Raw genomic sequence first — 26,570 nt, 5'->3', positions numbered from 1 at the left:
CGGACGATCGGTCCGGCGAGGTGCTGGCTGAGGTCAGGGTAGGACGCACCGGCACCGTCGTGCTCGGGGCGCGCCCGGTGACCACCGGGTCGGACAGGGTGGCGATCAGCAGACGGCCTGATCGGTTCCCGTCACGACGGTCCACGGGTCGGGGGCCGGCGTCTCGACGGGGGTCTCCTCCGGCGCGGGGGTCTCGACCGCGGGGTCCGTGGTCTCCTCGCCCGCCGGCGGGGCCTCGGTGGCGGGGTCGGCGACGATCGGGGGCTCGGGCGTCACGATCGGCTCGTCGGTGCGCAGCCGGTCCCACAGCTGCTCGCTGAGGTCGTTCTCCACCACCCGTGCCCCGGAGTAGTCGAACGGCATCGTGACGAACGTGATGCCGGAGGCCCCGACGGAGCCGAGCGACGTCGCAATCCCCGCGAGGTTCATGGGGCTCGCGAGACCCGTGCTGACCGACAGCGAGTCGGTGACGGCGTCGAAGAACGACAGCAGCGCGGGGAGGTCCGTGACCAGGTTCTTCGAGAGCACCTGGCGGGCCACTGCGGCGAGCAGCTCCTGCTGCCGGTCGATGCGCTGGATGTCGCTGCCGTCGCTGCCGGCGATCTTGCGGGCGCGAGCGAGTCCGAGGGCCTGCTGCCCGTTCAGGGTCTGCTGCCCGGCGGCCAGGTCGAGGTCCGAGCGCGGGTCGACGATCGGCTCGGGGATGCACATCGGGACCCCGCCGATCGAGTCCACCATGCGCTGGAACCCGGCGAAGTCGACGACCGCGTACTCGTCGACCGTGAGCCCGGTGAGGCTCTCCACGGTCAGCAGCGTGCAGTACGCGCCCATGTGAACGTCGCCCTGGCCGGAGCCGTTGAAGAACGCCTTGTTGAACATCTGGGAGCGTTCGCTCGCGTACGTGTCCGTCAGGTCGTCCGCGGTGCGGGGGCAGGCCGGGATGTCGGTGAGGAGGTCGCGCGGGATCGACACGGCCTCGACGCGGCTGCGGTCGGCGGGGATGTGCATGAGGAGCGTGGTGTCGGACCGGGCGCCGCCGACGTCGCCGCCGCCGATGGCCTGGTTCTCGTCGCCGCCGCGCGAGTCGGAGCCGACGAGCAGGATGTTCAGGGCCTGACCGGCGCGCGGGTCGGCCGCCTGCTCCTGCTGCGGCTCGGCCGTCTGCTCGGGGTCCTGCGGGGCCTCGGAGCGCAGCGCGTCGATGTCCAGCCCACCGCCGACGTTCGAGGCGAAGTTGCTGTAGACCGCGAAGGCACCGCCGCCCACGAAGGTCAGCGCGCCGACCAGGACGGTCGCCACGAGCCGCAGCACGCCGTGTCGGCGTGTGCGGCGGGAGTGGCGCGGGACCCTGGCGGCGGGCGGGCGTGTCGATGGCATCGCCACTGATCGTAGGGCGTGGGGGCCGCCCTCCCCGGGGCGCTGGGCGGGGTTCCTGTGAAGGGTTCGTGCACGCGGGTCGGCCGCGGACACCCGTGGCGCGGCCGGTACGGTGAGGCGGTGACCGACCAGGACCCCGAGGCCGTGCCGAACGTGTGCGCCGTCGTCGTCGCCTACAACCGTCGCGACCTCCTCGCGGAGGTGCTCGCGGCCCTGCGGACGCAGACCCTCCGGCCGGCGCGTGTCGTCGTCGTCGACAACGACTCCGACGACGACTCGGCCGACGTGGCGGCCTCCCACCCCGAGGTCGACGTCGTCCGCCTGACCCGGAACACGGGGGGCGCAGGCGGGTTCGCGGCCGGCCTGGCGCACGCGCTCGAGCAGGACCCCACGTGGGTCTGGTTGATGGACGACGACACCGTGCCCGAGCCGGCGGCGCTGGCCGAGCTCGTGCGGGTGGCCACGCAGGCGCACGCCGTCGTCGCCGGATCGCGCGTGGTGTGGACCGACGGCTCCGAGCACCCGATGAACACGCCGCGCGAGAACCCGTTCGCGCCGTCGCCGCAGCGCGAGGCGGCGCGCGTCGCCGGGGGCCTCGACGTCCGCAGCACGTCGTTCGTCTCGATGCTGGCGCGAACCGCCGCCGTCCGACGTCGCGGTCTTCCCGTCGCCGACTACTTCATCTGGAACGACGACTTCGAGTACTCCACGCGCCTCATCCGGGGTGCGCGCGGCATCCACGTGCCGTCCAGCGTCGTCGTGCACAAGACGAAGGCGCCCGCCTCGACGGACGTCGACCCGGGGGAGCGGTTCTTCCACGAGGTGCGCAACAAGGTGTGGCTCTTCGCGCGGTCGCGATCGCTGACCCCGCGCGAGAAGATCGTCTACGGCGGCTCCACGCTGCGCCGCTGGGTGCGCACGGTGGCGCGGTCGAACGACCGCGCACTTCTGCTGCGCTGCCTGCTGCGGGGCCTGCGCGACGGCGTCACGACGGCGCCGCGCGCCAACGTGCGCTCCCTCGCCGGTCTCGGTGCCACGACGACGGCCGTCGAGCGTGCGGAGGCCGCGCGTGGCTGAGCCGACGACGGCGTTCTCGCTCCTGATCCCCGTCTACCGTGCGGACGACCCCGCGCACGTCGTGCGGGCCTTCACCTCCTCGGTCCAGGAGCAGACGCTGCCGCCCGCCGAGGTGGTCCTGGTGCAGGACGGCCCCGTGGGCGAGGCGCTCGCCGCGACCCTCGAGCTGCTCGCCGACGGCAGTCCGGTCCCGGTCGTCCGGGTCACCAGCCCGACCAACGTCGGGCTCGCGCAGGCCCTGACGCTCGGCCTCGCGCGCTGCAGCCACGAGATCGTCGGGCGGATCGACGCCGACGACGTCTCCCTGCCGCACCGCTTCGCGACGCAGGTCCCGCTCGTCGCCGGCGGCCTCGACCTGGTGGGATCCGGAATGGTGGAGTTCGAGGACGACGAGGACGTCGCCGTCGGCACCCGCGTCCCGAGGACGGGCCAGGCGGCGATCGAGGCCTACGCGCGCTTCCACGACCCGTTCTCCCACCCCACGGTGGTCTACCGGCGCAGCGCCGTCGAGGCCGCGGGCGGGTACGAACCGCTCGGGCGCATGGAGGACTACTGGCTGTTCGTGCGGATGCTCGAGGCCGGGGCGCGGGTCGACAACGTCGTCGAACCGCTCGTGCGCTACCGCGTGGGGGAGGGGGCCTACGCCCGGCGCGGCGGGCGTGAGCAGTGGCGCACGGAGGTCGCGCTGCAGAGAGCCATGCTGCGCATCGGGTTCACCTCGCGCGGGCAGTACGTGCGCAACATCGTGGTGCGCGGCACCTACCGCTTCGTGCCCGAGGGGGTGCGCAGGGTGGCCTATCGCATCCTCATCGCGCGGGGCGGGCGGGGTGCCCGCCGGTAGGATCGGCCACTGCTGTTCACCCCTGGACCGTTCCCCCACGATCAGGAGACCGCTGCATGCGTCACCGGATGCCCCCCGGGCAGGTCCGGTCGACCCCCGGTGATCCGGCCGCCGCGGCGTCGGCCGCCCCGCGCCCGGGAGGTCCTGCGGCTCCGCGCCCCGGTCACCGGTACGACGTCGAGGGGCTGCGCGCCGTCGCCATCCTGCTCGTCGCCGGCTTCCACGTGTGGGGTGACGGACGGGTCTCGGGCGGCGTCGACGTCTTCCTCCTCATCTCCGGATTCTTCGTGGGTGGCGGACTGCTGCGGCGCGTCGGCGGTGGCCAGCCGTTCGCGTTCGGCGCCTACGTCGCCAAGCTCGGCCGCCGCCTCGTCCCGCCGCTGCTGCTGGCGCTCGCGGCCGTCGTGGTCGGGACCTGGCTCTGGCTCCCGCGGTCGGAGTGGTCCGACGTGTCGGGTGGCGTGCTCGCCTCGGCGACCTACGTCGAGAACTGGCGGATGGCGCTCGCCGGCCAGGCCTATGCCGCCGCCGACCCGATGTCCTCCCCGGTCCAGCACATCTGGTCACTTTCGGTGCAGGGTCAGCTCTTCGTCGCGCTTCCGCTGCTGCTGCTGGCGATCCGGTTCGTGCTGCGTCGGGCGGGGCTGGCTGCCGAGGCCGCTCGCCGGGGTCTGATCGCTGCCGTCGCCGTGCTGGCCGTCGCGTCCTTCGTCTGGGCGATCATCGGCGTCCAGGTCAACCAGAACGTGGCCTACTTCGACACCGGGGCCCGCGCGTGGGAGTACCTGGCCGGGACGCTGGTGGCCGCGGCCGCCTCGTCCGTCCGCCTCCCGCGGGTCGCCGCCGTCGCGCTCGGGTGGGTCGGCCTGGCGATGATCCTCGCCACCGGTCTCGCGGTCGACGCCCGCGCCACGTTCCCCGGTCCCGCAGCGCTGCTGCCGATCGGGGGTGCTGTGCTCGTCATCGTCGCCGGGCTCGGAGCGGCCGCTCCTCGGGATCACGGGGTGGGCAGGGTGCTGGGCTGGCGGCCGCTGGCGGTGGCGGGCGGGTACGCCTACGAGTTCTACCTGTGGCACTGGGTCGTGCTGGTGCTCGCGCTCGCCGCGACCGGGCGGGAGACGTTCGGGTGGCTGGCGGGCAGCGTCGTGCTGGTCGTGTCCGGTGGCGCGGCGTGGCTGGCGCGGCGGGTGACGGACGCCGCGGTCGCGGGACGCTCCAGTCAGGCCGTGCGAGGGGGCGGTGCCCGTCGGTTCGTCCTGGTGGCCTGTCTCGCGGTCGTCCTCGCCGTTCCTTCCGGCTGGCTCTCCTACCGGGCGGCGAGCCCGTGGACCGGGGGAGGGGACCTCGACGCCTCGAGCCATCCCGGCGCCCTCAGTCTCATGGATCCCGACCGCTGGCCGGACGCCTCGGGTCAGCCCTACGTTCCCGACCTCGCCGACGCCAAGTCGGACTGGCCGCTGGTGGGACGCGAGGAGTGCGACACGACCGGGGTGCTGGAGACCGACGTCCGCCTCTGTGTCCTCGGCGACCCGGCCGGAGCCATCACCGTCGCTCTGGTCGGCGGGTCGCACGCCGTCACGTTCGCCGAACCGCTCGACGCCGTGGCGCTGGAGAACGGGGTCCGCATCGAGGGCTACTTCAAGCAGGGGTGCCCGTTGGCGCGCTGGGGCGATGGCCCGTTCGACGAGCAGACCCAGACGTGCGCCGACTGGAACGAGTCGGTGCTCCAGCACGTCGCCGACCTGGGCGTGGCCGGGGTGATCACGACGGGAACGCGATCGGGCTTCGAGCTGGAGGACTGGGACGACGGCGACTACCTCCCCGGTCCGTACGCGGACGCCTGGGTGTGGCTGGGGGACCGGGGCATCGGTGTCGCGGCGATCCGGGACAACCCCTGGTTCCCGAGCGATCCGCTGCCGTGCGTCGACCGCGAGGGACCGACCAGCGACGACTGTGCCGTCGAACGACGCGCAGCGTTGGGAGAGAACCCGCTCGCTGCGGCCCTCGCCGGTGAGGGGTTCGCGGCCATCGACCTGAGCGACGTGCTGTGCGAGGAGGAGGTGTGCCGCCCGGTCGTCGGGAACGTCCTCGCCTACATCGACGACAACCACCTGACGGCGACCTTCGCGCGGACCCTGGCCCCGGCCCTGGCTCGGGAGCTCGCCGAGGTCTCGTGGTGGCCGTGATTGAGTGGATACCGTGCGCGACCGGTGTAGCGGTGCGGCGCTTGGAGCACGGGCGGCTAGTGTGGTGGCCGCCCGGAATCTGTCATTTCCGGGTAGTAGACCGCTAGGAGTGGGTGGATGACCGATCTTGTTGTGGTGGGTTCCGGGTTCTACGGGCTGACGGTGGCCGAGCGTCTCGCGACGGAGCGGGGGCTGAAGGTCCTCATCATCGACCGGCGTTCCCACATCGGTGGCAACGCCTACAGCGCGAACGAGCCCGAGACCGGGATCGAGGTGCACCAGTACGGCGCCCACCTCTTCCACACCTCCAACGAGCGCGTCTGGGAGTACGTCAACCGCTTCACGGCGTTCACCTCGTACGTGCACCGCGTGTACACCTCCCACAAAGGCGAGGTGTACCCGATGCCGATCAACCTCGGGACGATCAACCAGTTCTTCCGCAGCGCCCACGGGCCCGACGCGGCGCGTGCGCTCATCAAGGAGCAGGCCGCCGAGCTCGGCGGGAAGACGCCCGAGAACCTCGACGAGCAGGGCGTCAACCTCATCGGTCGTCCCCTCTACGAAGCCTTCATCCGTGAGTACACGGCCAAGCAGTGGCAGACCGATCCGCGCGAGCTCCCGGCGTCGATCATCTCCCGCCTGCCGGTGCGCTACACGTACGACAACCGCTACTTCAACGACACCCACGAGGGCCTGCCGGTCGACGGCTACACCGCGTGGCTCGAGCGGATGGCCGACCACCCCAACATCACCGTCCAGCTGGACACGGACTTCTTCGACACGTCGCAGCCGATCAACAAGGCGGCCGTCGTCGGGCAGGTTCCGGTGCTCTACACCGGTGCGGTCGACCGCTACTTCGACTACGCGGAGGGCGAGCTCTCCTGGCGCACCCTCGACTTCGAGCAGGAGGTGCTCCAGGTCGGCGACTTCCAGGGCACCCCGGTGATGAACTACCCGGACGCCGACATCCCGTACACGCGGATCCACGAGTTCCGCCACTTCCACCCCGAGCGGGAGTACCCGACGGACAAGACCGTCATCATGCGCGAGTTCTCGCGCTTCGCCGAGCGCAGCGACGAGCCGTACTACCCGGTGAACACCGCCGCCGACCGTGAGCGCCTGCTCACCTACCGCGGCCTGACCGAGGGCGAGCCGAACGTGTTCTTCGGGGGTCGACTCGGCACCTACCAGTACCTCGACATGCACATGGCGATCGGGGCGGCCCTCAGCCTGGTCGACAACAAGCTCAGCCCGCTGTTCAGCGGCACGAAGGACGTCTGACATGACCACCGACACCTCGCACGCGCAGGACGCACCGACGGCGGAGCCCGCTGCAGTCCTGGTCCCTGAGGGCCACCGGGTCGTCCAGCGGGTCATCCTCCCTCCCGACGCCGAGTCCGACTCGCTCGTGCTCTACGTCGAGGAGGGCACCCGCGTGGTGTCACAGTCGACGGACGCGCGCTCCGGTCGAGCCGACGAGCACCACGCGGATGCCAGCGGCAGCGGCGACCGAGCCTCGACCACGGACGTGCAGAGCCGCACGTCCATCCGGGTGCGGACGGGGCACCGGACGTCGTTCGGGACCTACTTCAACGCGTTCCCGGCGTCCTACTGGAAGAAGTGGACGACCCTCGAGGCCGTTCGCCTTGCCGTCGACATCGCCGGCCCCGCCAACGTCATCGTGTACCGCTCGAACGCCCGTGGCGCTCAGCAGCGCGTCGCCACTCGTGCGGTCACGGGCCGCAGCGTCGTCGAGTTCGACCTGCCCCTGAAGCAGTTCGGCGACGGCGGTTGGTACTGGTTCGACGTCGAGGGTCTCGGCAAGGCCGCACAGATCCACTCGGCCGTGTGGACCGCCCCCGGGTCGCTCGCTCGGCGGGAGGGGCGCATCTCCCTCGCCATGACCACGCTCAACAAGAACACCGACGTGCTGTGCAACATCGCCACCATCTCGCGCGACGAGTCGGTCCGAGGCGTGCTCGACGAGATGATCATCGTCGACCAGGGCTCCTCGCGCGTGGCCGACGCCGAGGGCTTCGACGACCTGGCGGCAGCGATGGGCGACCAGCTGCGCATCGTCGAGCAGGGCAACATCGGTGGCTCCGGAGGCTTCTCCCGCGGCATGTACGAGGTGGCCACCCGGGGACGCTCGGACTACGTCGTCCTGATGGACGACGACATCGACGTCGAGCCTGAGACGCTCGTCCGCCTCGTCACGTTCGCCGACTTCGCCAAGAAGCCCACCCTGGTGGGCGCGCACATGTTCGACCTGAACAACCGTTCGGTCCTGCACACGTTCGGGGAGCGCGTGGACCCGTGGCGGGTGCAGCCGGTCGTGGCGCACGGTGATCTGACCAACGGCCACGACTTCGCAGCCTCGGGCCTGCGCTCCACGCCGTGGCTCCACCGACGCGCCGACGTCGACTACAACGGCTGGTGGAGCACCCTCATCCCCGTCGAGGTCGTGCGCGAGCTGGGACTGTCGCTCCCGATCTTCATCAAGTGGGACGACTCCGAGTACGGCCTCCGTGCCAAGGCTGCCGGGTATCCGACGGTCTCGCTCCCCGGTGCCGCCGTCTGGCACATGTCGTGGATCGACAAGGACGACCTGGTCGGCTGGCAGGCCTACTTCCACACGAAGAACCGTCTGATCGTGGCGCTCCTCTACTCGCAGTACGCCAAGGGGGGCGGCGCCTTCAAGGAGGCGGCCATGAACGACGTCAAGCACCTGCTCTCGATGCAGTACTACACGCAGGCCGGCCGCATCCGAGGCATGCGGGACCTCCTCAAGGGCCCGCGCGCCCTCCACGGCCAGATCGGCACGGTCCTCCCCGAGATCCGTGCGATGGCGAAGGAGTTCGACGACGCCGTCTACAAGCAGGACGCCGACGACTTCCCCGCCGTCGATCGCGGCAAGCCGAAGAACCGCGGGCGTGGCCTGCGGCCGCCGTCGATCCGCTCGTTGATCCCGTTCACCGCTCGGACCACGCTGCGCCAGTTGGCGGAGCCGATCACCGACCGGGCCCGCTCCGCGCCCCAGGACGAGATCGCGTTCCAGGACGCCCGCTGGTGGCGCCTCGCGCAGTACGACAGCGCCCTGGTGACCAACGCCGAAGGCACGGGCGTGGCGTGGTACCGCCGGAACCCGGCCCGGTTGCGGTCGCAGCTCGCCGAGGTCGCGTCGCTCCACCTCGAGCTGCAGCGACGCTGGTCGTCCCTCAGCGCCGAGTACAAGGACGCCCTGACCGACGTGACGTCGTTCGAGGCGTGGGAGAAGACCTTCGCGGACAACCCCGCCCAGCCCCGTGACTGATCGCGTCGCGACGCCTTCCGCAGCACCCCTCCCGCCCGGCTTCGAGCGGCCCGGTCGCAGCCGTGGGCTCGTCGACGTCTTCGGGCAGCGGTACCTCCTGCGCCTGATCGTGCGCAAGGAGCTGCGCGTCCGGTACCAGGCGTCCTTCCTCGGACTCGCCTGGTCCTACGTGAAGCCCGGCGTGCAGTTCGTCGTCTTCTTCTTCGTGATGGGGAACTTCCTCGGGATGCGCGGCATGCTGCCGCCGTTCGCGGTCTACCTCTTCAGCGGCATCGTCATCATCAACCTCTTCTCCGAGATCCTCGGCAACGCGACGCGGTCGGTGGTCGCCAACGGCGCCCTCGTCAACAAGATCTACCTGCCGCGGCAGATGTTCCCGGTCTCGTCGGTCCTCGTGGCACTGGTCCACTTCGTCCCGCAGCTGGTCGTGCTCCTGATCGGAGCGCTGGTGGCGGGATGGCGACCCGGACCCGTCGAGCTCGCGGCAGCGCTGCTGGCGGTGATGATCGTGCTGTGCCTGGCGCTCGGTCTCGGTCTCGCCTTCGGGGCGATCAACGTGGCCTATCGCGACATCGAGAACATCGTGGACCTCATCCTGATGGTCGCCATCTGGTTCTCGCCCGTGCTCTACCCGATCGCGACGGTGCGCGACACGTTCGGTGCCGACAGCGTGCTCATGCGGATCTACGAGAACAACCCCCTCACCATCGCGGTGGAGCTCTTCCACCGCGCCTTCTGGTGGCCGGCGGCCGATGCGGCGGCCCGTGAGGGTGCGATCGTCGACCACGTGATGAACCGCGGTCTGGTGGCCCTCGCTGTGTGCGCGGTCCTCCTCGTGATCGGCGACCGGGTGTTCCGCAAGCTGTCCCGCAACTTCGCCCAGGAGCTGTGACGTGGCCGACTCCGCGACGATCATCGTCGACGACCTGACCAAGACGTTCCGTCTCAAGCACGTCCACTCCCTCAAGGAGATGGCGTCTCGGGCGGTCCGGGGCCGACAGGCCGAGGTCGACGAGTTCACCGCGCTGGACAGCATCGACCTGCGCGTGGCGGAGGGGGAGACCCTCGCCCTGCTCGGCTTCAACGGCTCCGGAAAGTCGACGCTCCTCAAGTGCATCTCGGGTGTCCTGACGCCCGACCGCGGCACGGTCGGCGTGCGCGGCCGTCTCGCCGGGCTCATCGAGGTGGGTGCCGGGTTCCACCCCGATCTGACGGGTCGCGAGAACGTCTTCCTCAACGGCGCGATCCTCGGGATGACCGAGAAGCAGATCACGGCGCGTTTCGACGAGATCGTCGCCTTCTCCGAGATCGAGAAGTTCATCGACACGGAGGTGAAGTTCTACTCCTCCGGCATGTTCCTGCGCCTCGCGTTCTCGGTCGCCGTCCACACGGACCCCGAGGTGTTCCTGGTGGACGAGATCCTGGCGGTCGGTGACGAGCCGTTCCAGGAGAAGTGCATCACCCGGATCAAGGAGCTGCGCGACGAGGGACGCACCCTCGTCATCGTCAGCCACCAGCTCGACATGGTCGAGAAGCTGTGCCGGAGGGCGGTGCTCCTCGAGCACGGGCGCATGGTCGCAGACGGACCGACGTCGGACGTCGTGCGGCAGATGCGGGGGGAATGAGGCGAATGACGTCGTCCGCCCGTCACGCGGCACGTCGGACAGCAGTGCCGGGAGACGGGCCCGGGGACCGCCGTCGCCCCGACATCCAGGGGCTGCGTGCGCTCGCCGTCGGCCTCGTGGTCGTCTACCACGTCTGGCCGGGTGTGCTCCCCGGGGGTTTCGTCGGCGTCGACGTCTTCTTCGTCATCTCCGGATACCTCATCATCGACTCGCTGACGCGCGAGGTCGAGCGCAGGGGGACCGTCGACATCCCGGGCTTCTACGTGCGCCGGGTGCGCCGGCTGCTCCCTGCCGCGAGCGCCGCCATCGTGGCGACGGTCGTGCTCAGCCTCGTCGTCCTGGAGGACTCCCAGCTCCGCCGGAACCTCGGGGACGCGATCGCGGCGTCGCTGCAGGTGGCGAACTGGCGTTTTGCGCTCGGACCAGACGCCTACGCGCAGGCCACCGCCAGCGTGTCACCGTTCCAGCACTTCTGGTCGCTCGCGGTCGAGGAGCAGTTCTACCTCGTCGTGCCCGTGGTCATGATCGCCGTCGCCCTCCTCGTGAGATCGTCCGGGCTGGCGCTGCTGCCGACCGTCGCCACCGTCCTGGCCCTCCTCGGGGCGGCGTCTCTCACCCTGTCGGTCGTCCTGACGTCCCAGGCGGCGTCGATCGCCTACTACTCCACGGTGACCCGGGCCTGGGAGCTGCTCCTCGGCGGGCTGGCTGCGCTCGCGCTCCGGCGCCTGGTGCTCACCCGTGCAGCCTCGACGTCGATCGGGGTGGTCGGTGTGCTGCTCGTCCTGGCGTCGGCGACGACGATGACGACGTCGATGCCGTTCCCCGGGGTGCTGGCGCTGGTCCCGGTGGTGGGCACGATCCTGCTCCTGGCGGCGGGTACCGTCGAGCGAGCCGGGGGAGTGACCGTCGTCCTCGGTGTGCGACCGCTGACGTGGCTGGGGGACGTCTCCTACAGCCTCTACCTCTGGCACTGGCCGATCGTCGTAGGGGCTCTCGCGGTGTCCGGGCCGACGCTCGGACTCCTGGGCGGCCCCGTCGTCATCGCGGCCAGCCTGATTGCGGCGTGGGCCTCCGAGCGTTTCGTGGAGCGACCCTTCCGACGTCCGACACTCGCGATCCCGACGCCGGCGCGACGGCGTCAGAGGCGTCACGTCCTGCTCCTCGGCGGTGCCGTCACGGCGTCCGTCACGGCGATGGGGGCGATACCTCTCGTCGTCGTCGAGATGCAGACGTCCTCGGTCTCCACCGTCGCCTCCGACCATCCGGGCGCGCTCGCTCTCGGCGGCGCCCCGGTCCCCAGCGGGGTGCCGGTCGCCCCGGACCCGAGGATCGCCCTCCAGGACGTTCCCCTCGTCTTCCGCGACGGCTGCATCAGCGAGGACATCACGACGGTCGACCCCGGGCGTGACCCACGGACGTGTCACTACGGTGACGACGGCAGCACCGTGCAGGTCGTCCTCGTCGGGGACTCCCACGCGGCTGTGCTCAGCACCCCGCTCGCAGCTCTCGCGGACCAGGAGCACTTCGAGGTCACGGCATACCTCCGCAACGGCTGTCCCTTCACCGTCCGTGCGCCCGTGGGTCTCGGTGACTGCGAGGCCCAGAACGACCGCGTCCTCAACCTGCTGACAGCCGACCCTCCCGACGTCGTCGTGGTCACGTCGATGACGCCGTTCGGTTACCGCGAGGCGCTCGGCTGGGACTGGGAGAGCTTCGACGCGGCGGTCGCCGGCTACACGGAGACGGTGGAGATTCTGGTCGACGCAGCCATCCCGGTCGTGGTGGTGCGCGACACGCCCTACATGCCGTTCAGCCCACCCGACTGCGTCGCCGCCGGGCGAGCTTGCTCGCTCACCAGGTCGGCGGCCGCGTCCCAGCGCGACCCTCTGGTCGAGGCGGCCCTCGAGGTGCAGGGGGCGGTGGTGGCGGATCTCACGAACCACGTCTGTGGTCCGACGTCGTGCGACTCGGTGGTGGGAAACGTCCTGGTCTACCGTGACAACCACCTGACCGACACGTATGCGACCACGCTGAGCCAGGCGCTGTGGACGACCGTCGGCCCCGCCATCGACGCTTGATGCACGATCGAACAGCCCGTGGGACTCCTGCCCATCCGAACCGAGAAGAGGATCGACGACCGTGACTAGCTGGATGGGGCTCCTCCCGACCGTCGTCGTGGCGACGGCGATCCTGATCCTTCCCGGACTGGCGATGACCCGGGCGGCGGGGGTGCGAGGGCACTGGTCCCTCGTCTGGGCGCCGGCCGCCTCGGTCGGTCTCGTGGCGACGAGCGCCGTCATCGCCTCGGTGGCAGGCATTCCCTGGGGAGTGCTGCCACCTGTCGGACTGACCGTCCTCGTGGCTGGAGCGGTCCTCGGGATCCGCGTGCTCCTCAGGAGCCGGGGCCTGATCGCAGCGCCGTCCCCGTCAGCGACCGTGACCTCGTGGCGAGGGTCGCTCCGACGGGACGCGCCGGTGCTGGCGGGTGTCCTGCTCGCGGCACTGCTGCTCTCGTGGCGGCTCGCCGAAGGCATCGGTTCGCCCGAGGCGTTCTCGCAGACCTACGACAACAACTTCCACCTGAACGCCGTCCAGTGGATCGCCGACACGGGTGACGCCTCCTCCCTCACCATCGGGACGATGACGTCGGCGGGCGGGCCCGCGTCCTTCTACCCCGCCGCGTGGCACGGCGTGGTCTCCCTCACCCAGAGCATCACGTCGGCCAGCGTGCCGGCGAGCGCGAACGCCGTCACCATCGCCATCGGCGCCGTCGCCTGGCCGCTCGGCCTCCTGGCGCTGGCCGGTGTGCTGGTCGAGATCCGTCGGTGGGCCGTGGTCGCGGCAGCCGCGTGCCTGGCCGGCTTCGCGACGTTCCCGTACCTCCTGGTCGACTTCGGGGTCCTGTACCCCAACTTCCTCGGCTACGCCCTCGTTCCTGCCACGCTGTCGGTCGCCGCCGTCCTCGTTCGAGCTGCCGTGCCTCAGGTGCCGGCCGCGGGCTCCGCCGCCCTCCTCCTCGTCCCGGTCGCTCTCGGCGCGGGTCTGGCGCACCCCTCCGCCGCGATGATGGTGGCAGCGCTGGCGATCCCGCTCATCGTGGTGGTCGTCGTCCGCTGCGTGAGCGCGGGGCTCGGAGGACGTGCCCGGTCGGGGTCCGACTCGCCTCGGATCTCACCCACCCCGGTCCGACGGATCGCCGCGTGGGGCACCGCGGTGGGCGTCACCGCGATCGCGGTGGTCGGTTACCCGATCCTGTGGCAAGCCATCAACCCCGGTTTCGATCCTCGCTTCTGGAAGCCCTACCAGACCGCTGCCCAGGCCATCGGCGAAGCCGTGATGGCCACGGGGATGCAGCGACCCGTGGCCGTCGTGCTCGCGGTGCTGGCCGTCGCCGGTGCAGCGGTGATCGTGCGCCGGCGCGCTGTGACCGTCTGGTTCCTCGGGAGCGTCGCCGTCGTGGGGCTGCTGTGGATCATCGTCTCGGGAATGCAGCCGAACTGGCTCCGCGACACGATCACGAGCGTCTGGTACAACGATTCCAACCGCATCGCCTCAGCGCTGCCCCTGGTCACCGGCGCACTCGTGGTGGCCGGGGTGCTGTGGCTGGCGGACGTGCTGCGATCCCTCACCCTTGACCGCTGGGGCGTGGTCGTGTCGTACGCGGTGAGCGCCGTCGTCCTGGGTCTGGTCGTCGCGGGAACCCAGGGATCGGCTGTCGGCGTCGCCGTCGCGAGCATGCGCGAGAGGTACGCGGTCCAGCCCGACTCGGTCTTCGTCACGTCGGACGAGCTGGCCCTCATCGAGGAGCTGCCGGAGGTCGTTCCTGACGGCTCCCGGATCGCCGTCAACCCCTTCACCGGCGGGTCGCTGGCCTACGCCATCTCCGACGTCCCGACGACGGCCCCGCACACGATGACGACCTTCACGCAGGACATGCGCCTGATCAACGACGGGCTCCAGACGGCCGAGCCCGGTTCCGAGGTCTGCGCGGCGGTCGAGCGGGAGGGCGTCACGCACGTGCTGGACTTCGGACGCGTCGAGATCCACGGCGGCGACAACGGCTTCCACGGGCTCACCGATGTCTCCGACTCCGACGTCCTGACGCTCGTCGACCAGGTGGGCGACGCCAAGCTCTGGGGGGTCACCGGCTGCTAGGGCCGGTGTTCTCCGGGGCCCCCGCGCTGAGAGGGCTCGTCCCCCTCGGCGGTCGTCACCTCTTCCGGGACAGCTTCGAGACGCAGCAGCGCCAGCTCCTCGGTCAGGGTTCTGACTCGCTCGTCGAGGCTCGAAACGCCGATGCTGAGCTGGATGCAGACCACGAGGAGCACGAGCAGAGCCACCGCGAACAACAGGTTGACGGGCAGCTCCACGCCCACGAGGGTGGCGAGTCTCACCGGGATCCCCGGGAACGCGGCGATCACCGCGACGGCGAGAGACACCACGATCCACAGGCCCGCGTACTTCTCCCTGAGCCGTCGTGTCCTCAGAAGGTGGACGAGGAAGGCGATGAGGATCAGGCAGAGCGCGATCGCGAACAGGTAGCCGGTCACAGGTCGTGTCCTTCCCGGTCGCCCGAGCTCGGCCGGGTGAGGGCGATGAGAAGTGCGAGCGCGGCCCGCCCCAGGAAGACGGCGGCCTTGAGCGGACTGTGCGACGGCGTTCCGCCCGCGCGTTCCCTCATCTCCACCCCCACCTGCCTGACCACCAGTCCGGACCGAGCCGCGATCACGAGCGCCTCGACCGTGTCTCCGAGGTACTCGGCGGGGTAGTTGGCGGAGAACACGCTGATCGCGCGGCGGTTGCTCAGCTTGAAGCCCGAGGTGGTGTCGGTCAGCTTCGTCCGGTTGACTCGGGAGAGAACCACCGACAGGAGCTTCATGGACCACTTGCGAGGTCCGCGCACGCTGTACTCGCCCCGTCCCGCGAACCGAGCGCCGATCACGACGTCTGCTCCGAGGTCCTTCGCGGCGTCGAGCAGCCGGGACAGGTCGTTGGGGTTGTGCTGTCCGTCCGCGTCGACCTGCACCGCGTAGGAGTAGCCGTGGCGCAGCGCGTACTTGTACCCGGCGCGCATCGCTCCGCCCACGCCGAGGTTCAACGGCAGGTCGAGGACCCGGGTGCCGGCGGCCACCGCGGCGCGAACCGTCGAGTCGGTGGATCCGTCACTCACGACCAGGACGTCAGCCCAGGGGGCGCAGTCACGAATCTCGCGGATCACGGCCGGAAGGGTCTCTTCCTCGTTCCAGGCGGGGACGATGACGAGAAGCGAGTCCGCCTGAGGTGAGGGCATGCCGGCAATAGTAGCCGTCCGACGTCAGCGAGCCAGAATGCTCGACGCCGTGGTGGCGGGACGTGCTCCAGTATCGTGAGCATCTCCGAAGACTGCGAAGGATGTGCGATGAAGGTGCTAGTGACCGGCGGAGCCGGGTTCATCGGGGCGAATTTCGTCCGACTGACAGCGAACGAGCGACCGGATGTGGACATCACCGTTCTCGACGCGCTCACCTACGCGGGCGACGCCCGGTCCATCCAGGATCTGGCGTCCGTGTCACTCGTGGAGGGGGACATCGCCGACGCCGGCGTCGTGGACCCGCTGGTGGCGGAGTCCGACCTCGTGGTCCACTTCGCGGCCGAGTCGCACAACGACAACTCCCTGAACGACCCCTCACCGTTCGTCCGGACGAACATCGTGGGAACATTCACGCTGCTGGAGGCCGCGCGACGCAACGACGTCCGTTTCCACCACATCTCGACGGACGAGGTCTACGGCGACCTCGAGCTGGACGATCCTGCCAAGTTCACGGCGAGCACCCCGTACAACCCCTCGAGCCCGTACTCCTCGACGAAGGCCGGCAGCGACCTCCTGGTGCGCGCCTGGGTCCGCTCGTTCGGTCTTCGCGCGACCATCTCGAACTGCTCCAACAACTACGGTCCCTACCAGCACATCGAGAAGTTCATCCCCCGACAGATCACCAACCTGATCGACGGGATCAGGCCCCGCCTCTACGGCGCCGGCGCCAACGTGCGCGACTGGATCCACGTCGACGACCACAACCGAGCCGTGTGGGCCATCATCGACGGCGGCCGCATCGGCGAGACGTATCTGATCGGGGCGGACGGTGAGAAGTCGAACCTCGAGGTCGTTCAGGAGCTTCTCGCGGCGTTCGGGCGACCGGAGGACGACTTCGATCACGTCACCGACCGACCCGGTCACGACCTGCGGTACGCCATCGATGCCTCGAAGCTGAGGGACGAGCTGGGTTGGCGGCCGCAGCACACCGACTTCCAGGACGGTCTGGCGCACACCGTGGACTGGTACCGGAGCAACGAGGACTGGTGGCGGCCGGAGAAGGCACGGGTCGAGGCCTCCTACGCGAGCCAGGGGCAGTAGGGACCGCTCGCACCCGACACGAAGGGCGGTGCACCCACCGAGGTGGGTGCACCGCCCTCCGTCGTACCGGCGGGGCCGCGTCAGCTCACGCGGACCGAGCCGTCCGCCGCGACCGTGATCGTTCCGGTCTGGAAGCGCTGGACACGAGACCCCGACGTCACGACCTCCTCGCCGGTCGGGGAGCCCAGGCGGGCGATGTTCTGCAGCCACGTGCTCGCGATGACGTCGCGCACCCGGGTGGCCTGGGGGCTGCCGGTGAAGGAGTAGGCACCGCCGTCGAACCTCTGCAGGGTGCTTGCCGCAGGGCCGCCCTCCTCGGGGGAGACGGGGTACCCGAAGGTGCCGGTCGGCCCGTTGTCGCTCCACCACGTCCCGTGCATCGAACCGATGACCCTGACGATGCCCGTGCTGGGGCGGTAGGCGATGGTGCCGCGTTCGAAGCGCTGGGCGCACGCGCCGTCGGCGCGGCAGACCTCGCTGCTGAGGGGTTGGCCGAAGTACCCGGTCGGGCCGTTCTCGAGCCACCAGTTGTTGTTGGTGGCACCGATGACCCTGACGACGCCCGTGCTGGGGCGGTAGGCGATGGTGCCGCGCTCGAAGCGCTGGGCGCACGCGCCGTCGGCGCGGCAGACCTCGCTGCTCAGGGGGTAGCCGAAGTATCCGGTAGGTCCGTTCTCGAGCGACCAGTTGTTGTTGGTGGCGCCGATCACACGGACGATGCCACCGCCCGGCCTGAAGGTGATGGTGCCACGCTCGAAACGTTGCGCGCACGCGCCGTCGGCGCGGCAGGTCTCGTTGCCCAGCGGGTAGCCGAAGTACCCGGTGGGTCCGTTCTCCAGCCACCAGTTCCCGTTCATCGAACCGATGGCCCTGACGATTCCGACACCGGGCCGGAACGTGATGGTGCCTCGCTCGAAGCGCTGGGCGCAGGAGCCGTCGGCGCGGCAGACCTCGTTCCCCAGCGGGTACCCGAAGTACCCCGTGGGCCCGTTGTCGGTCCACCAGTTCGCGTGCATCGATCCGATCACGCGGGTGATGCCGCTGCCGGGACGGTAGGTGATGGTGCCGCGCTCGAAGCGCTGGGCGCACGTACCGTCCGCCCGACAGATCTCCGCGGTCCGCGGTGATCCGAAGTAGCCCGTGGCGCCGCCCTCCGCCTGCCAGTCCGCGCGGATGGCACCGATCACGGGGAAACCGGTGTTCCCGAACCAGTCGGTGTAGATGCGCCAGAAGTTGCGGTTGCCGTAGGAGGAGCACGAGTCACCCGTGCCGTACAGGTTGTTCAGCGCTGCCGCGTTGGGCTGGTACGGGGTGTAGATGTACAGCGCCGCCGTGGCCTGGTTCTCGATGTAGACCGGCGAGCTCCCGCACGCCGCGTTCGGGTGCCACTGGATCGAGTTCACGCGTCCGGCCTGGTAGCCGTACCGGGTGGGGTTGGCCTTGTACACCTGGAACTGCCGCGCGGCGCGGTAGGTCTGGTTCTGGAACCCGTAGTACTCCGCGTCGCACGGTGCGGTGTCGGGGCAGCCGTAACCCATCGCGATCTGGTAGGAGCGGGCGGTCGGACGGCTGCGCGCCACCAGACTCTGCTCCTTCTCCAGGAGAACGAGGAGCGTCTGAGGATTGATGCGGCACGATCTCGCGATCGTGTAGATGATCTGGGCGGCCGACTCGTTGGGCTGCCCGAGGTACCCGTCGCACAGCCCGGCCTGGGCGTACGACGTGCGTGTGTTCTCCCGGAAGTCCTTCAGGCACGGCATCTCGCCAGCCACGCAGTTCGCGCCCCGTTGGTTCAGGAACTGCTGGATCTCGGCCACGCCCATCGAGCCCGAGTCGTAGAACATCGCGTCGGAGATGATGTTTCCGGCGCGGAAGTCGGAGCCGGTCGCCGCCTCGGCCACGGGAGCGGAGGGTGCCGCCACCACCACCACGGCGGCGACGACGGCCGCGGCGAGCGCGGTGAGCACGCGTCGGATCGCGGTCACGGGGCCGTCACCTCCACGGACGTGCTCCCCGTCGACTGCGGGGAGGAGTAGGCGATCTGGACGGTCCACGTGCCACGCGAGGGGGAGGGGAGCGGGAGCGAGAAGGGGTCGCACAGCGTGGTCGTCGCGTCGGCGAACGACGAGACCGTCCGGAACACCTCGTTCGTCCCGCGAGTCGCAGTCAGGACGCACGTCCCACCGGTCTCGACGACGGGGACGTGGGCGTTGACCACGAGCGTGCCGGACGACACCTCCGCGAAGGAGACGACCGGAGCCACCGTGGGTGTGGCGTCCCCGGTGGGCGGAGGAGACTGCGTCGGCTCCTGCGACGGTGAGGAACCGGAGCTGCCCTCCTCCCCGGCGGTCTCCGTCGGCGTCGCCGACGGGTCGTCCGGCGACGAGCTCTGGGTGGGGTCGGCCGTGGGGGCCGACGACGTCGGTTCGGCGGAGGTCGGTGTCGGGCTCGGGTAGTCGGACGCCGGGCCTGACGGGCTCGCCGACGAGGTGGCCGAGGCGTCCGGGTTCGCCGGCTCGCCCGACGTCGGCTGGGGTGCCGTGCAACCGGCGACGAGGGCGAGCGCCAGGCCCGCCACCCCCACGGCCCGCACGATGCGGAGGGAAGATCGAACGATCACGGGTGGATCCCTTCGTTGGCGCGGTCGCGGAGCACACGGCGACGGGTGCGAAGGACGCGCAGGCACTGGACGAGGACGAGACGTGAGCGCACGACGGCGCCGGGTCCCCTGGGGCGTTCCGGGGTCTGGTTCGAGTCGTGGAGTCGTCGTTCGAGCGACCGGATCTCGAGGTGGGTGATCGAGCCCTGGACGTTCCCCGCCAGGGCGAGCCAGAGGTCGTGCGACTCGTGCAGGAAGGAGGGGAGCGGCAGGACCAGGGGGAGAACGGATCGACGCAGGCCCATGGCGCAGCCGTAGTAGGGCCGGTCTCCGAGGAGGATGCCGAGGATGTTGCGCCCGTGGTGGCGCGAGTCGTCGGCGCGCAGGCGCCAGTCGTTCTGACCGAACGGTCCGCGGAGCTTCTCGGGTCCGCCCAGCGTGCCGAGGTTGGTCGCGACGACGTCGGTGAGCTCGAGAGCCGCCGACATCGCCTCCACCCGCCCGGGGAGCCAGACGTCGTCCTGGTCGGTGAGCAGGATGTGTGGCCGGGTCGCGAGGCCCACGGCCTCCTCGAACGTCCGCACGTACCCGAGGTTGACGTCTCGCGCCACCAGGCGGATCCGCTCGTCGTCGATCCCTCGGACCACGTCGCGGGTTCCGTCGGTGGACCGGTCGTCGACGATGATGAGCTCGTCGTCAGCACCGAGCTGGGCCAGGATCGACCCGATCTGCTCCTCGATGTGACGCTCTCCGTTGTACGCAGCCATGCACACGGACACGGCGCTGCGCGCAGCGTGGGGCATCCACACTCCAATGGGTCGGGATGTCGGAAGCCCGAGTGTACGCTCCCGGGATGCCCGAAAACGCTGACAACTCGCCGTCCGACGCCGCTGTCGTGACCGTCGTCTCCGCCTTCGCGCCGGGGTCGTCCCTCGTGGAGGCGGTGCGCTCCGCGATCGGCCAGTCGAGTGTCGTCGTGGTCGACGACGGCTCACCCGCCGACGGATCCGTGGACGCGACGCTGGACGCGGTCGAGGGTCTCGGTGCACGCGTCGTCCGTCTGCCACGGAACTCCGGCATCGGCGCGGCGCTCAACGCGGGTATCCGCGACGCGCTCGCCGACCCCGACACCTCCTACGTCCTCACGATGGACCAGGACTCCACGCTTCCGGCCGGCTACGTCGCGATCCTCGTGTCCCTCGCCGACGAGGCGCGGACAGCCGGTATCCGCGTCGGCAGCGTGGCACCGGAGTTCGCGGGAGGCCTGCGTTCGAACCGCAGCGGCGAGCTGTCCGGTTTCGTCCTCGCCCGCGAGCCGATCCAGTCGGGTCTCCTCGTCCCCCGGGACGTGCTCGAGAAGCTGGGACTTCTCGACGAGGCGCTGTTCATCGACGGCGTCGACACCGAGTACTTCCTCCGGACGACCCAGGAGGGTGCCCGCTGTCTCGTCGCTCCCGGTCTGGCGACGGGGCACCAGCTCGGGGGGACCCTGGCGGTCGAGGTGCTGGGGCGGTCCGTTCCCGTGACGGTCGCGTCGACGTTCCGGTACTACTACCAGCAGCGCAACCTGGTGATCCTGCTCCGGCGATGGGCGCGACGGCGTCCGGGATGGGCCGCCACGGCCGTGGCCAAGCACGTGCGGCACGTCGCGATCACGACCCTCCTCGCCCCGGGGCGTCGCGCACGCCTGGCCGAGCTGCGCGCCGGACTCGTGGACGGGTTGCGCGGCAAAACCGGGAGACGCCCCGAGCCGACCCGCTGACGCGACGCGGCCTCACCGCCTCGCGGCTCGGACGAGGTGGACGAGGATGCCCGCGAGGGGGCCGACCGTCAGCGCGAGCAGCGTGCGGCCCGCCATCGTTCCCGGCGTGAGCAGGAGTGCGACGGCGGTGGCCGTGGCTACGAGCCACCCCGCGAGATACCAGGCGTGCTGCTCCAGCGCCTGGGTGAGAGCGCCGGTCAGCGTGAGCAGCGCGATGGCCGTGGCGGCCAGAACCAGACCCGCCAGCACGGTGCCCGGGACGACGAAGTCCGGCCCGCCGAGCAGGCGCAGGAGGGGGCTGCCGACGAGGAGCGCGAGCCCCGCTCCGACCGCACCGACACCGGCGACGGCGGCCAGGGGGCGGGCTGCCGCAGCGAGTCCCCGCTCCCGCTGCGCGACGAAGTGCGCGACGGCGACGCCCTGGTAGGCGTTCAGGGGCACGAGGAGGGGAGCGCGAGTCAGCGTGATGGCGAGCAGGAGCGGCGCGGCCGCGGCGAACTCCGACGCGTCGGTCGTCAGTCGCAGGAGGACGGGGAAGCCGACGACCAGCAGCGCAGAGGACCCCTGCGCTGCCAGAGCTGCGCCGATCCGTCTGGTGAGTGCGGGTGCGGCGACGTCGGCCCGCGCGGCGAGGGCGGCCCGCGCCGCCGGGCGGGTCAGCCAGACCGCCAGCCACGTCGCCGCAGCGACCGTCGCTCCGACCGCCATGCCGAACAGACCGGTACCGACGAGGAGCGCGAGACCGACGAGAGCGGCCCGCACCGCGCTCTCGAGGGTGATGGTCGCGGCGTAGGTCGACCAGCGCCCGGAGCCCGCCAGCGCGCCCACGAGCGTCGAGTGACCCGCGTAGGCCGACGCCCCCAGGACGAGCAGGGCGGCGAACATCACCGTGTGCTGCGGGAAGACGAAGGGGGCCCACAACGCCGACGAGACGGCCAGCAGGGTCAGGCAAGCCACGGTGGCCACGAGAGCGACCACGGCGAGTCTCGGACCGCGCGCAGGTGTGGCGGAGGCCGTGGCCGCCGACCGTGTCACCTCGATCGAGAGTCCGCTGAGCACACCGAAGCAGGCGAACAGGGCGGCCCAGAACGTCTGGAAGTCCGTCGACTCCGTCAGTGGCAGGAGACGGGCCGACGCGAGCAGCACCAGCATGCCGACGCCCGCGGCGACCGCCGAGGCGAGTCCGACCTGTGCGCCCTGGCGACGTCCGATCACGGCGTCGGATCGAGGGGGTGGGGTGCTCGCGCGCATGTCCAGCAGTCTGCCGCACCGCGCCGGGCGCCGGGCGCCGAGCCCGCGGCGCGGCCGGGCCGCTGGTCTAGAGTCGATCTGGCCCGAGCACGAGGTGTGCGGCGGGCAGACGCCGACGAGCTGCCAGAGGAGATCCTGGACCGTGACGATCGACATCCTGATGCCGTACTGGGGCGACCCCGACCACATGCGTGCCGCTGTCGGGAGCGTGATCGCCCAGACGGACCGGGACTGGCGCATGACCGTGGTCGACGACTGCTACCCCGACCCGTGGCTCGAGCCGTGGCTCGACTCGCTCGCGGACGGCCGAATCGTGTTCCACCGGAACGAGACCAACCGCGGGATCACTGAGAACTACCGGGTCTGCCTCTCCCACGCGACCGAGGACGTCGTGGTGTTCATGGGCTGCGACGACGTGATGCTCCCGAACTACGTCGACACGATCCGCGCGGCGCACGCCGCCTTCCCGCACGCCGACGTGATCCAGCCCGGCGTGCGGGTGATCGACGAGGCCGGAGAGCTGCGCACGACTCTCGCCGACACGGTCAAGCAACGGCTCACGATGCCCCGAGCTCGCGGACGCCGACTGCTGGCGGGCGAGGAGCTCGCGGCCAGTCTGCTGCGCGCCGACTGGATGTACTGGCCGTCCCTGGCGTTCGCACGCGAACGACTCCTGCGGACCCCGTTCCGGGACGACTTCCCGCTGATCCAGGATTTGGCCCTTGTCGTGGACATCGTCAGGGACGGGGGAAGCCTCGTGCTCGACACGACCGATTCCTTCCGCTACCGGCGCCACTCCGCCAGCGCCTCGTCGGCGACGCTGATCGACGGGCGTCGGTTCGCGGGGGAGCGGCGCTACTTCGCGCTGGCGGCCGCGCAGATGCGGGCGCTGGGGTGGCGCAGGGCCGAGCGCGCCGCTCGACTGCACCTCACGTCGCGTCTCCACGCGGTGGCTCTCGCCCCGCGGGCGCTGGCGCTGCGGGACGGCGCCGCGCTTCGTGGGCTCGCTGCCCACGCGCTCGGCCGTGGCGACGCGCGAGCAGCGGCATGAGCGTCCGACCCACCCTCCTGGTCACCGGGGGTGCCGGGTTCATCGGTGCGGCCGCGGCACCGGAGCTCCTTCGGACGTACGACGTCGTCGCCCTGGACAACCTGCACCCCCAGGTCCATTCGACCCGTGATCGGCCCGCCGCCCTGCCCGAGGGCGTGCGCCTCGTCACCGGCGACGTCACGGTCGCGTCGGTCTGGGACCACCTCCTGCAGGACGTGGCGCCCGACGTCGTCCTGCACCTGGCCGCAGAGACGGGCACAGGACAGTCCCTCGACGAGGCGACGAGGCACGCGTCGGTGAACGTGGTGGGCACCACCCAGATGCTCGACGCCTTCGGCCGAGCCGGCGCGGGGCCCTCGCGGATCGTGCTGACGAGCTCGCGGGCCGTCTACGGCGAGGGTGCGTGGATCGACGCCGACGGATCCACGACGTACCCGGGCCAGCGGGGCGACACCATGCTGACGGAGGGGGAGTGGGACTTCCCCGGCCTCCGCCCGACGGCGATGGACGCCCGCAGCGTCGCGCCCTTACCCGTCAGCGTGTACGGGGCGACCAAGCTCGCTCAGGAGCAGCTCCTCGGCGTCTGGGGCCGGGCACTCGGCGTCGAGGTCGCCGTGCTGCGACTGCAGAACGTCTACGGACCGGGGCAGTCGCTGACCAACCCGTACACCGGGATCATGTCCCTCTTCTGCCGGATGGCGATGGGCGGCCGGTCGATCCCGCTCTTCGAGGACGGACGAGTGCGTCGCGACTTCGTGCTGATCGACGACGTCGTCGACGCGGTCGTTGCGGCGGTGACGGCGCAGGAGGTCGCTGCGGCACCCCTCGACATCGGTTCGGGTGAGACCCAGACGATCGGGGCCGCCGCCGACCTGATCGCGCGTCGGTACGGCGCTCCGGCACCTCACGTCACTGGTCAGTTCCGGCACGGGGACGTCCGGCACGCCTGGGCGGAGACCGCGCCGGCCACGGCGGCGCTCGGATGGCGCCCCCGGTTCTCCCTCGAGGAGGGTGTCGAGCGACTGGCTCGCTGGATCGACGCTCAGCCCGGAGTCACGGCGGCCTGAGCCGCCGTCGGCGCGGGGGAAGGCGTCCCGCGGCGCACCCGACGCATCACCGGCCGCTCCACGAGCAGCCAGCTGGCGGTGGCGAGAACGGCGGTGAAGGCGGTGCAGATCAGGACGTAGGGCACGAGACCGAGCGTGTGCCCACCGAAGATCACGACCATCTGCTGGACGGGGAACGCGTAGATGTACGCCCCGTAGGAGACGTCGTTGCGCAGGATCACGCGCGGTGCCGGCAGCACGAGGGAGACCCACAGCAGGGCGTAGGCCACGAGCGGGGCCACCAGCTGGCCACCCCAGGACGGCACCAGCGAGATCGTCGCGAACGAGACACCGGCGGCGAGGAGCCCGAACGGTGCAGAGAACCGGATCCTGTCCTTGAGCATGTACAGCAGCGCGCCACCCAGGAAGTAGGGGAGGAGCTTGGCGAGGAGCGGAATCTCACCGTTGCCGCCGAAGAGTGCCACCACGTCGCCGACCCTGATCTGTGCGACGACACTGAGGACGAAGGCGACCGCGATCCCCCACGCGGACCGGCGGACCAGCGGGACGAAGGCGAGCAGGCCCACGACGATGTAGCACAGGAACTCGAAGTACAGGCTCCACAGGGACCCGTTCCAGGCACCGGGGTAGGGCACCGCCCCGGGCGTACCGGCGACGCTGTAGTCCGACATGCGCAGGAAGGAGTTCGCGAAGACGTAGTTGGCTGGAGTGTTCGCCGTGGTGAGGAAGCCCGACAGAGTCCCGTTCAGCCGCCAGTACCCGATGGGCGCGAAAGCGAGCGCCGTGACGACGAGGCACACGAGGAAGGCCGGGAAGATGCGCGCGACCCGGTGCATCAGGTACGTGCCGGCGTCGGTCCGCACCCGGCTGCCCATGATCAGGTAGCCGGAGAGGACGAAGAACCCGATGACGGCCCAGCCGCCGAGGTTCTCGTCCGCGTACATCGGTCCGTCACCCCACCCGGCGATCGGGAAGGTGTGCGAGACCAGGACGAGGAGCGCCAGCACCAACCGGATCAGGTTGAGACTGTTGTTGCGGGGGTCGAACGCCACGGGTCGGAGCCAGGCGCGTCCGGGTGCAGTCGCAGCACCGGGGCGCAGCGAGGTCGGACTCGTGGTGGCGCTCACGCGAGGAGCTTGAGCAGGTACTCGCCGTAGCCGGACTTGACGAGCTTCTCGGCCCGCTCGCGCAGACCGTCGTCGTCGAGGAAACCACGACGCCAGGCGACCTCCTCCGGGCAGCCGATCTTCATGCCCTGCCGGGCCTCGACCGTGCGGACGAAGCTGGTGGCGTCGGCGAGCGAGTCGAAGGTCCCCGTGTCGAGCCAGGCCGTGCCGCGGGGCAGGACCTCCACCCCCAGGCGTCCCTGCTCGAGGTAGGCGCGATTCACGTCGGTGATCTCGTACTCCCCGCGCGCGGAGGGCTCGAGGTCACGGGCGATCGCCACGACGTCGTTGTCGTAGAAGTACAGGCCGGGGATCGCGTAGTCGCTCTTCGGGTGGGCGGGCTTCTCCTCGAGGGAGATCGCGCGGTTGTCCGCATCGAACTCGACCACTCCGTACGCCGTCGGGTCGGCCACCTGGTAGGCGAACACCGAGGCACCGTCGATGTCGGAGAACCGCTGGAGCTGCGAGCCCAGTCCGGGACCGTAGAAGATGTTGTCGCCGAGCACGAGCGACACCGAGTCGATGCCGACGAAGTCGGCGCCGAGGACGAAGGCCTGTGCCAGTCCGTTGGGCTCGGCCTGGACGGTGTAGCTGATCGAGATGCCGAACTGCGAGCCGTCACCGAGCAGCCGGCGGAAGGACTCCGCGTCGTGCGGGGTCGTGATGATCAGCACGTCCCTGATGCCTGCCAGCATCAGCGTCGTCAGCGGGTAGTAGATCATCGGCTTGTCGTACACGGGGACGAGCTGCTTGCTCACGCCCTGCGTGATCGGGTGGAGTCGGGTGCCGGATCCACCGGCCAGGATGATGCCCTTCATGAGGACAGTCTGGCCCATGCGGGCGGGTGCGCGCCCGGCGCCGGTC

At 70.5% G+C, this 26,570-nt stretch carries 22 protein-coding genes; 13 read left to right on the top strand and 9 right to left on the bottom strand.

The genetic code is table 11. The features are described from left to right. Positions 1-105 precede the first annotated feature (105 nt). The gene (locus SERN_RS13580) at positions 106-1,377 is read right to left on the bottom strand and encodes an LCP family protein (RefSeq protein ID WP_135850698.1); all 1,272 of its coding nucleotides are present in this window, start codon (positions 1,375-1,377) and stop codon (positions 106-108) included. A gap of 120 nt (positions 1,378-1,497) precedes the next feature. On the opposite strand from SERN_RS13580, the gene SERN_RS13575 reads away from it, so the two are divergent. The 9 genes from SERN_RS13575 to SERN_RS13535 all read left to right on the top strand — a co-directional run bounded on the left by SERN_RS13575 (position 1,498) and on the right by SERN_RS13535 (position 14,574). After that, positions 1,498-2,454 (top strand): glycosyltransferase, encoded by a 957-nt coding sequence (locus SERN_RS13575; protein ID WP_233251701.1) that lies wholly within the window; start codon positions 1,498-1,500, stop codon positions 2,452-2,454. Further along, a complete protein-coding gene (locus SERN_RS13570) occupies positions 2,447-3,295 on the top strand; it encodes a glycosyltransferase (protein WP_135850697.1) in 849 nt (282 codons plus the stop codon). The genes SERN_RS13575 and SERN_RS13570 overlap by 8 nt, the downstream gene beginning before the upstream one ends. A gap of 68 nt (positions 3,296-3,363) precedes the next feature. Beyond that, a complete protein-coding gene (locus SERN_RS13565; RefSeq protein WP_158292667.1) occupies positions 3,364-5,481 on the top strand; it encodes an acyltransferase family protein in 2,118 nt (705 codons plus the stop codon). A 117-nt stretch (positions 5,482-5,598) separates the two neighbouring features. After that, a complete protein-coding gene (glf, locus tag SERN_RS13560) occupies positions 5,599-6,762 on the top strand; it encodes a UDP-galactopyranose mutase (RefSeq protein WP_135850695.1) in 1,164 nt (387 codons plus the stop codon). 1 nt (position 6,763) lies between these two features. Beyond that, positions 6,764-8,794 (top strand): glycosyltransferase, encoded by a 2,031-nt coding sequence (locus SERN_RS13555; RefSeq protein WP_135850694.1) that lies wholly within the window; start codon positions 6,764-6,766, stop codon positions 8,792-8,794. Then, on the top strand, positions 8,787-9,686 hold the full coding sequence (locus SERN_RS13550) for an ABC transporter permease (RefSeq protein ID WP_135850693.1): 900 nt from the start codon (positions 8,787-8,789) through the stop codon (positions 9,684-9,686). The genes SERN_RS13555 and SERN_RS13550 overlap by 8 nt, the downstream gene beginning before the upstream one ends. 1 nt (position 9,687) lies before the next feature. Next, entirely contained in the window at positions 9,688-10,419 is a 732-nt protein-coding gene (locus SERN_RS13545; protein ID WP_233251700.1) for an ABC transporter ATP-binding protein, read from the top strand. A gap of 44 nt (positions 10,420-10,463) precedes the next feature. Further along, complete coding sequence (locus SERN_RS13540) at positions 10,464-12,497, top strand: acyltransferase family protein (RefSeq protein WP_158292666.1); 2,034 nt, start codon at positions 10,464-10,466, stop codon at positions 12,495-12,497. 61 nt (positions 12,498-12,558) lie between these two features. Beyond that, a complete protein-coding gene (locus SERN_RS13535; protein ID WP_135850691.1) occupies positions 12,559-14,574 on the top strand; it encodes a DUF6541 family protein in 2,016 nt (671 codons plus the stop codon). Here SERN_RS13535 and SERN_RS13530 read toward each other — a convergent pair. Both SERN_RS13530 and SERN_RS13525 read right to left on the bottom strand, forming a co-directional pair. Then, on the bottom strand, positions 14,571-14,969 hold the full coding sequence (locus SERN_RS13530; protein ID WP_135850690.1) for a DUF2304 domain-containing protein: 399 nt from the start codon (positions 14,967-14,969) through the stop codon (positions 14,571-14,573). The genes SERN_RS13535 and SERN_RS13530 overlap by 4 nt on opposite strands. After that, complete coding sequence (locus tag SERN_RS13525; RefSeq protein WP_135850689.1) at positions 14,966-15,709, bottom strand: glycosyltransferase family 2 protein; 744 nt, start codon at positions 15,707-15,709, stop codon at positions 14,966-14,968. Before SERN_RS13525 ends, SERN_RS13530 begins: the two co-directional genes overlap by 4 nt. Positions 15,710-15,817: 108 nt before the next feature. Between SERN_RS13525 and rfbB the strand changes: the two genes are divergently transcribed. After that, the gene (gene rfbB, locus SERN_RS13520; RefSeq protein WP_135850688.1) at positions 15,818-16,810 is read left to right on the top strand and encodes a dTDP-glucose 4,6-dehydratase; all 993 of its coding nucleotides are present in this window, start codon (positions 15,818-15,820) and stop codon (positions 16,808-16,810) included. An 80-nt stretch (positions 16,811-16,890) separates the two neighbouring features. On the opposite strand, the gene SERN_RS13515 is transcribed toward rfbB, so the two are convergent. The 3 genes from SERN_RS13515 to SERN_RS13505 are packed head-to-tail and all read right to left on the bottom strand — an operon-like array spanning position 16,891 to position 20,212. Further along, on the bottom strand, positions 16,891-18,795 hold the full coding sequence (locus tag SERN_RS13515) for an LGFP repeat-containing protein (RefSeq protein WP_135850687.1): 1,905 nt from the start codon (positions 18,793-18,795) through the stop codon (positions 16,891-16,893). Next, positions 18,792-19,430: a hypothetical protein gene (locus SERN_RS13510; RefSeq protein WP_135850686.1), complete on the bottom strand. Its 639-nt coding sequence runs from the start codon at positions 19,428-19,430 to the stop codon at positions 18,792-18,794. The genes SERN_RS13515 and SERN_RS13510 overlap by 4 nt, the downstream gene beginning before the upstream one ends. Continuing rightward, a complete protein-coding gene (locus SERN_RS13505) occupies positions 19,427-20,212 on the bottom strand; it encodes a glycosyltransferase (protein WP_233251699.1) in 786 nt (261 codons plus the stop codon). The genes SERN_RS13510 and SERN_RS13505 overlap by 4 nt, the downstream gene beginning before the upstream one ends. 50 nt (positions 20,213-20,262) lie before the next feature. On the opposite strand from SERN_RS13505, the gene SERN_RS13500 reads away from it, so the two are divergent. Next, the gene (locus SERN_RS13500; RefSeq protein ID WP_158292665.1) at positions 20,263-21,171 is read left to right on the top strand and encodes a glycosyltransferase; all 909 of its coding nucleotides are present in this window, start codon (positions 20,263-20,265) and stop codon (positions 21,169-21,171) included. Positions 21,172-21,183: 12 nt separating this feature from the next. Here the strand turns inward: SERN_RS13500 and SERN_RS13495 are convergent, their stop codons facing one another. Continuing rightward, entirely contained in the window at positions 21,184-22,578 is a 1,395-nt protein-coding gene (locus SERN_RS13495; RefSeq protein ID WP_135850684.1) for a polysaccharide biosynthesis protein, read from the bottom strand. Between SERN_RS13495 and SERN_RS13490 the strand changes: the two genes are divergently transcribed. Together SERN_RS13490 and SERN_RS13485 are read left to right on the top strand one after the other, a co-directional pair. Continuing rightward, on the top strand, positions 22,565-23,473 hold the full coding sequence (locus SERN_RS13490; RefSeq protein WP_233251698.1) for a glycosyltransferase: 909 nt from the start codon (positions 22,565-22,567) through the stop codon (positions 23,471-23,473). The genes SERN_RS13495 and SERN_RS13490 overlap by 14 nt on opposite strands. Next, the gene (locus tag SERN_RS13485; protein WP_135850683.1) at positions 23,470-24,540 is read left to right on the top strand and encodes an NAD-dependent epimerase/dehydratase family protein; all 1,071 of its coding nucleotides are present in this window, start codon (positions 23,470-23,472) and stop codon (positions 24,538-24,540) included. The genes SERN_RS13490 and SERN_RS13485 overlap by 4 nt, the downstream gene beginning before the upstream one ends. On the opposite strand, the gene SERN_RS13480 is transcribed toward SERN_RS13485, so the two are convergent. Beyond that, the gene (locus SERN_RS13480; RefSeq protein WP_158292664.1) at positions 24,516-25,667 is read right to left on the bottom strand and encodes an acyltransferase family protein; all 1,152 of its coding nucleotides are present in this window, start codon (positions 25,665-25,667) and stop codon (positions 24,516-24,518) included. The genes SERN_RS13485 and SERN_RS13480 overlap by 25 nt on opposite strands. Further along, on the bottom strand, positions 25,664-26,524 hold the full coding sequence (rfbA, locus tag SERN_RS13475; protein WP_135850681.1) for a glucose-1-phosphate thymidylyltransferase RfbA: 861 nt from the start codon (positions 26,522-26,524) through the stop codon (positions 25,664-25,666). The genes SERN_RS13480 and rfbA overlap by 4 nt, the downstream gene beginning before the upstream one ends. Between the last annotated feature and the right edge of the window lie 46 nt (positions 26,525-26,570).

The organism is Serinibacter arcticus, assembly GCF_004786095.1.
Taxonomy (GTDB): Bacteria; Actinomycetota; Actinomycetes; order Actinomycetales; family Beutenbergiaceae; genus Litorihabitans; species Litorihabitans arcticus.
This window is presented reverse-complemented; position numbering and strand designations above follow the sequence as displayed.

What these genes read in the sequence shown, in the direction of transcription:
- rfbB (WP_135850688.1), top strand. Translation starts at nt 15,818, where the DNA reads ATGAAGGTGCTAGTGACCGGCGGAGCCGGGTTCATCGGGGCGAATTTC.
- SERN_RS13500 (WP_158292665.1), top strand. Translation starts at nt 20,263, where the DNA reads ATGCCCGAAAACGCTGACAACTCGCCGTCCGACGCCGCTGTCGTGACC.
- SERN_RS13505 (WP_233251699.1), bottom strand. Translation starts at nt 20,212, where the DNA reads ATGCCCCACGCTGCGCGCAGCGCCGTGTCCGTGTGCATGGCTGCGTAC.
- SERN_RS13495 (WP_135850684.1), bottom strand. Translation starts at nt 22,578, where the DNA reads ATGTCGATCGTCACGGTCCAGGATCTCCTCTGGCAGCTCGTCGGCGTC.
- SERN_RS13580 (WP_135850698.1), bottom strand. Translation starts at nt 1,377, where the DNA reads ATGCCATCGACACGCCCGCCCGCCGCCAGGGTCCCGCGCCACTCCCGC.
- glf (WP_135850695.1), top strand. Translation starts at nt 5,599, where the DNA reads ATGACCGATCTTGTTGTGGTGGGTTCCGGGTTCTACGGGCTGACGGTG.
- SERN_RS13485 (WP_135850683.1), top strand. Translation starts at nt 23,470, where the DNA reads ATGAGCGTCCGACCCACCCTCCTGGTCACCGGGGGTGCCGGGTTCATC.
- SERN_RS13555 (WP_135850694.1), top strand. Translation starts at nt 6,764, where the DNA reads ATGACCACCGACACCTCGCACGCGCAGGACGCACCGACGGCGGAGCCC.
- rfbA (WP_135850681.1), bottom strand. Translation starts at nt 26,524, where the DNA reads ATGAAGGGCATCATCCTGGCCGGTGGATCCGGCACCCGACTCCACCCG.
- SERN_RS13565 (WP_158292667.1), top strand. Translation starts at nt 3,364, where the DNA reads ATGCCCCCCGGGCAGGTCCGGTCGACCCCCGGTGATCCGGCCGCCGCG.
- SERN_RS13525 (WP_135850689.1), bottom strand. Translation starts at nt 15,709, where the DNA reads ATGCCCTCACCTCAGGCGGACTCGCTTCTCGTCATCGTCCCCGCCTGG.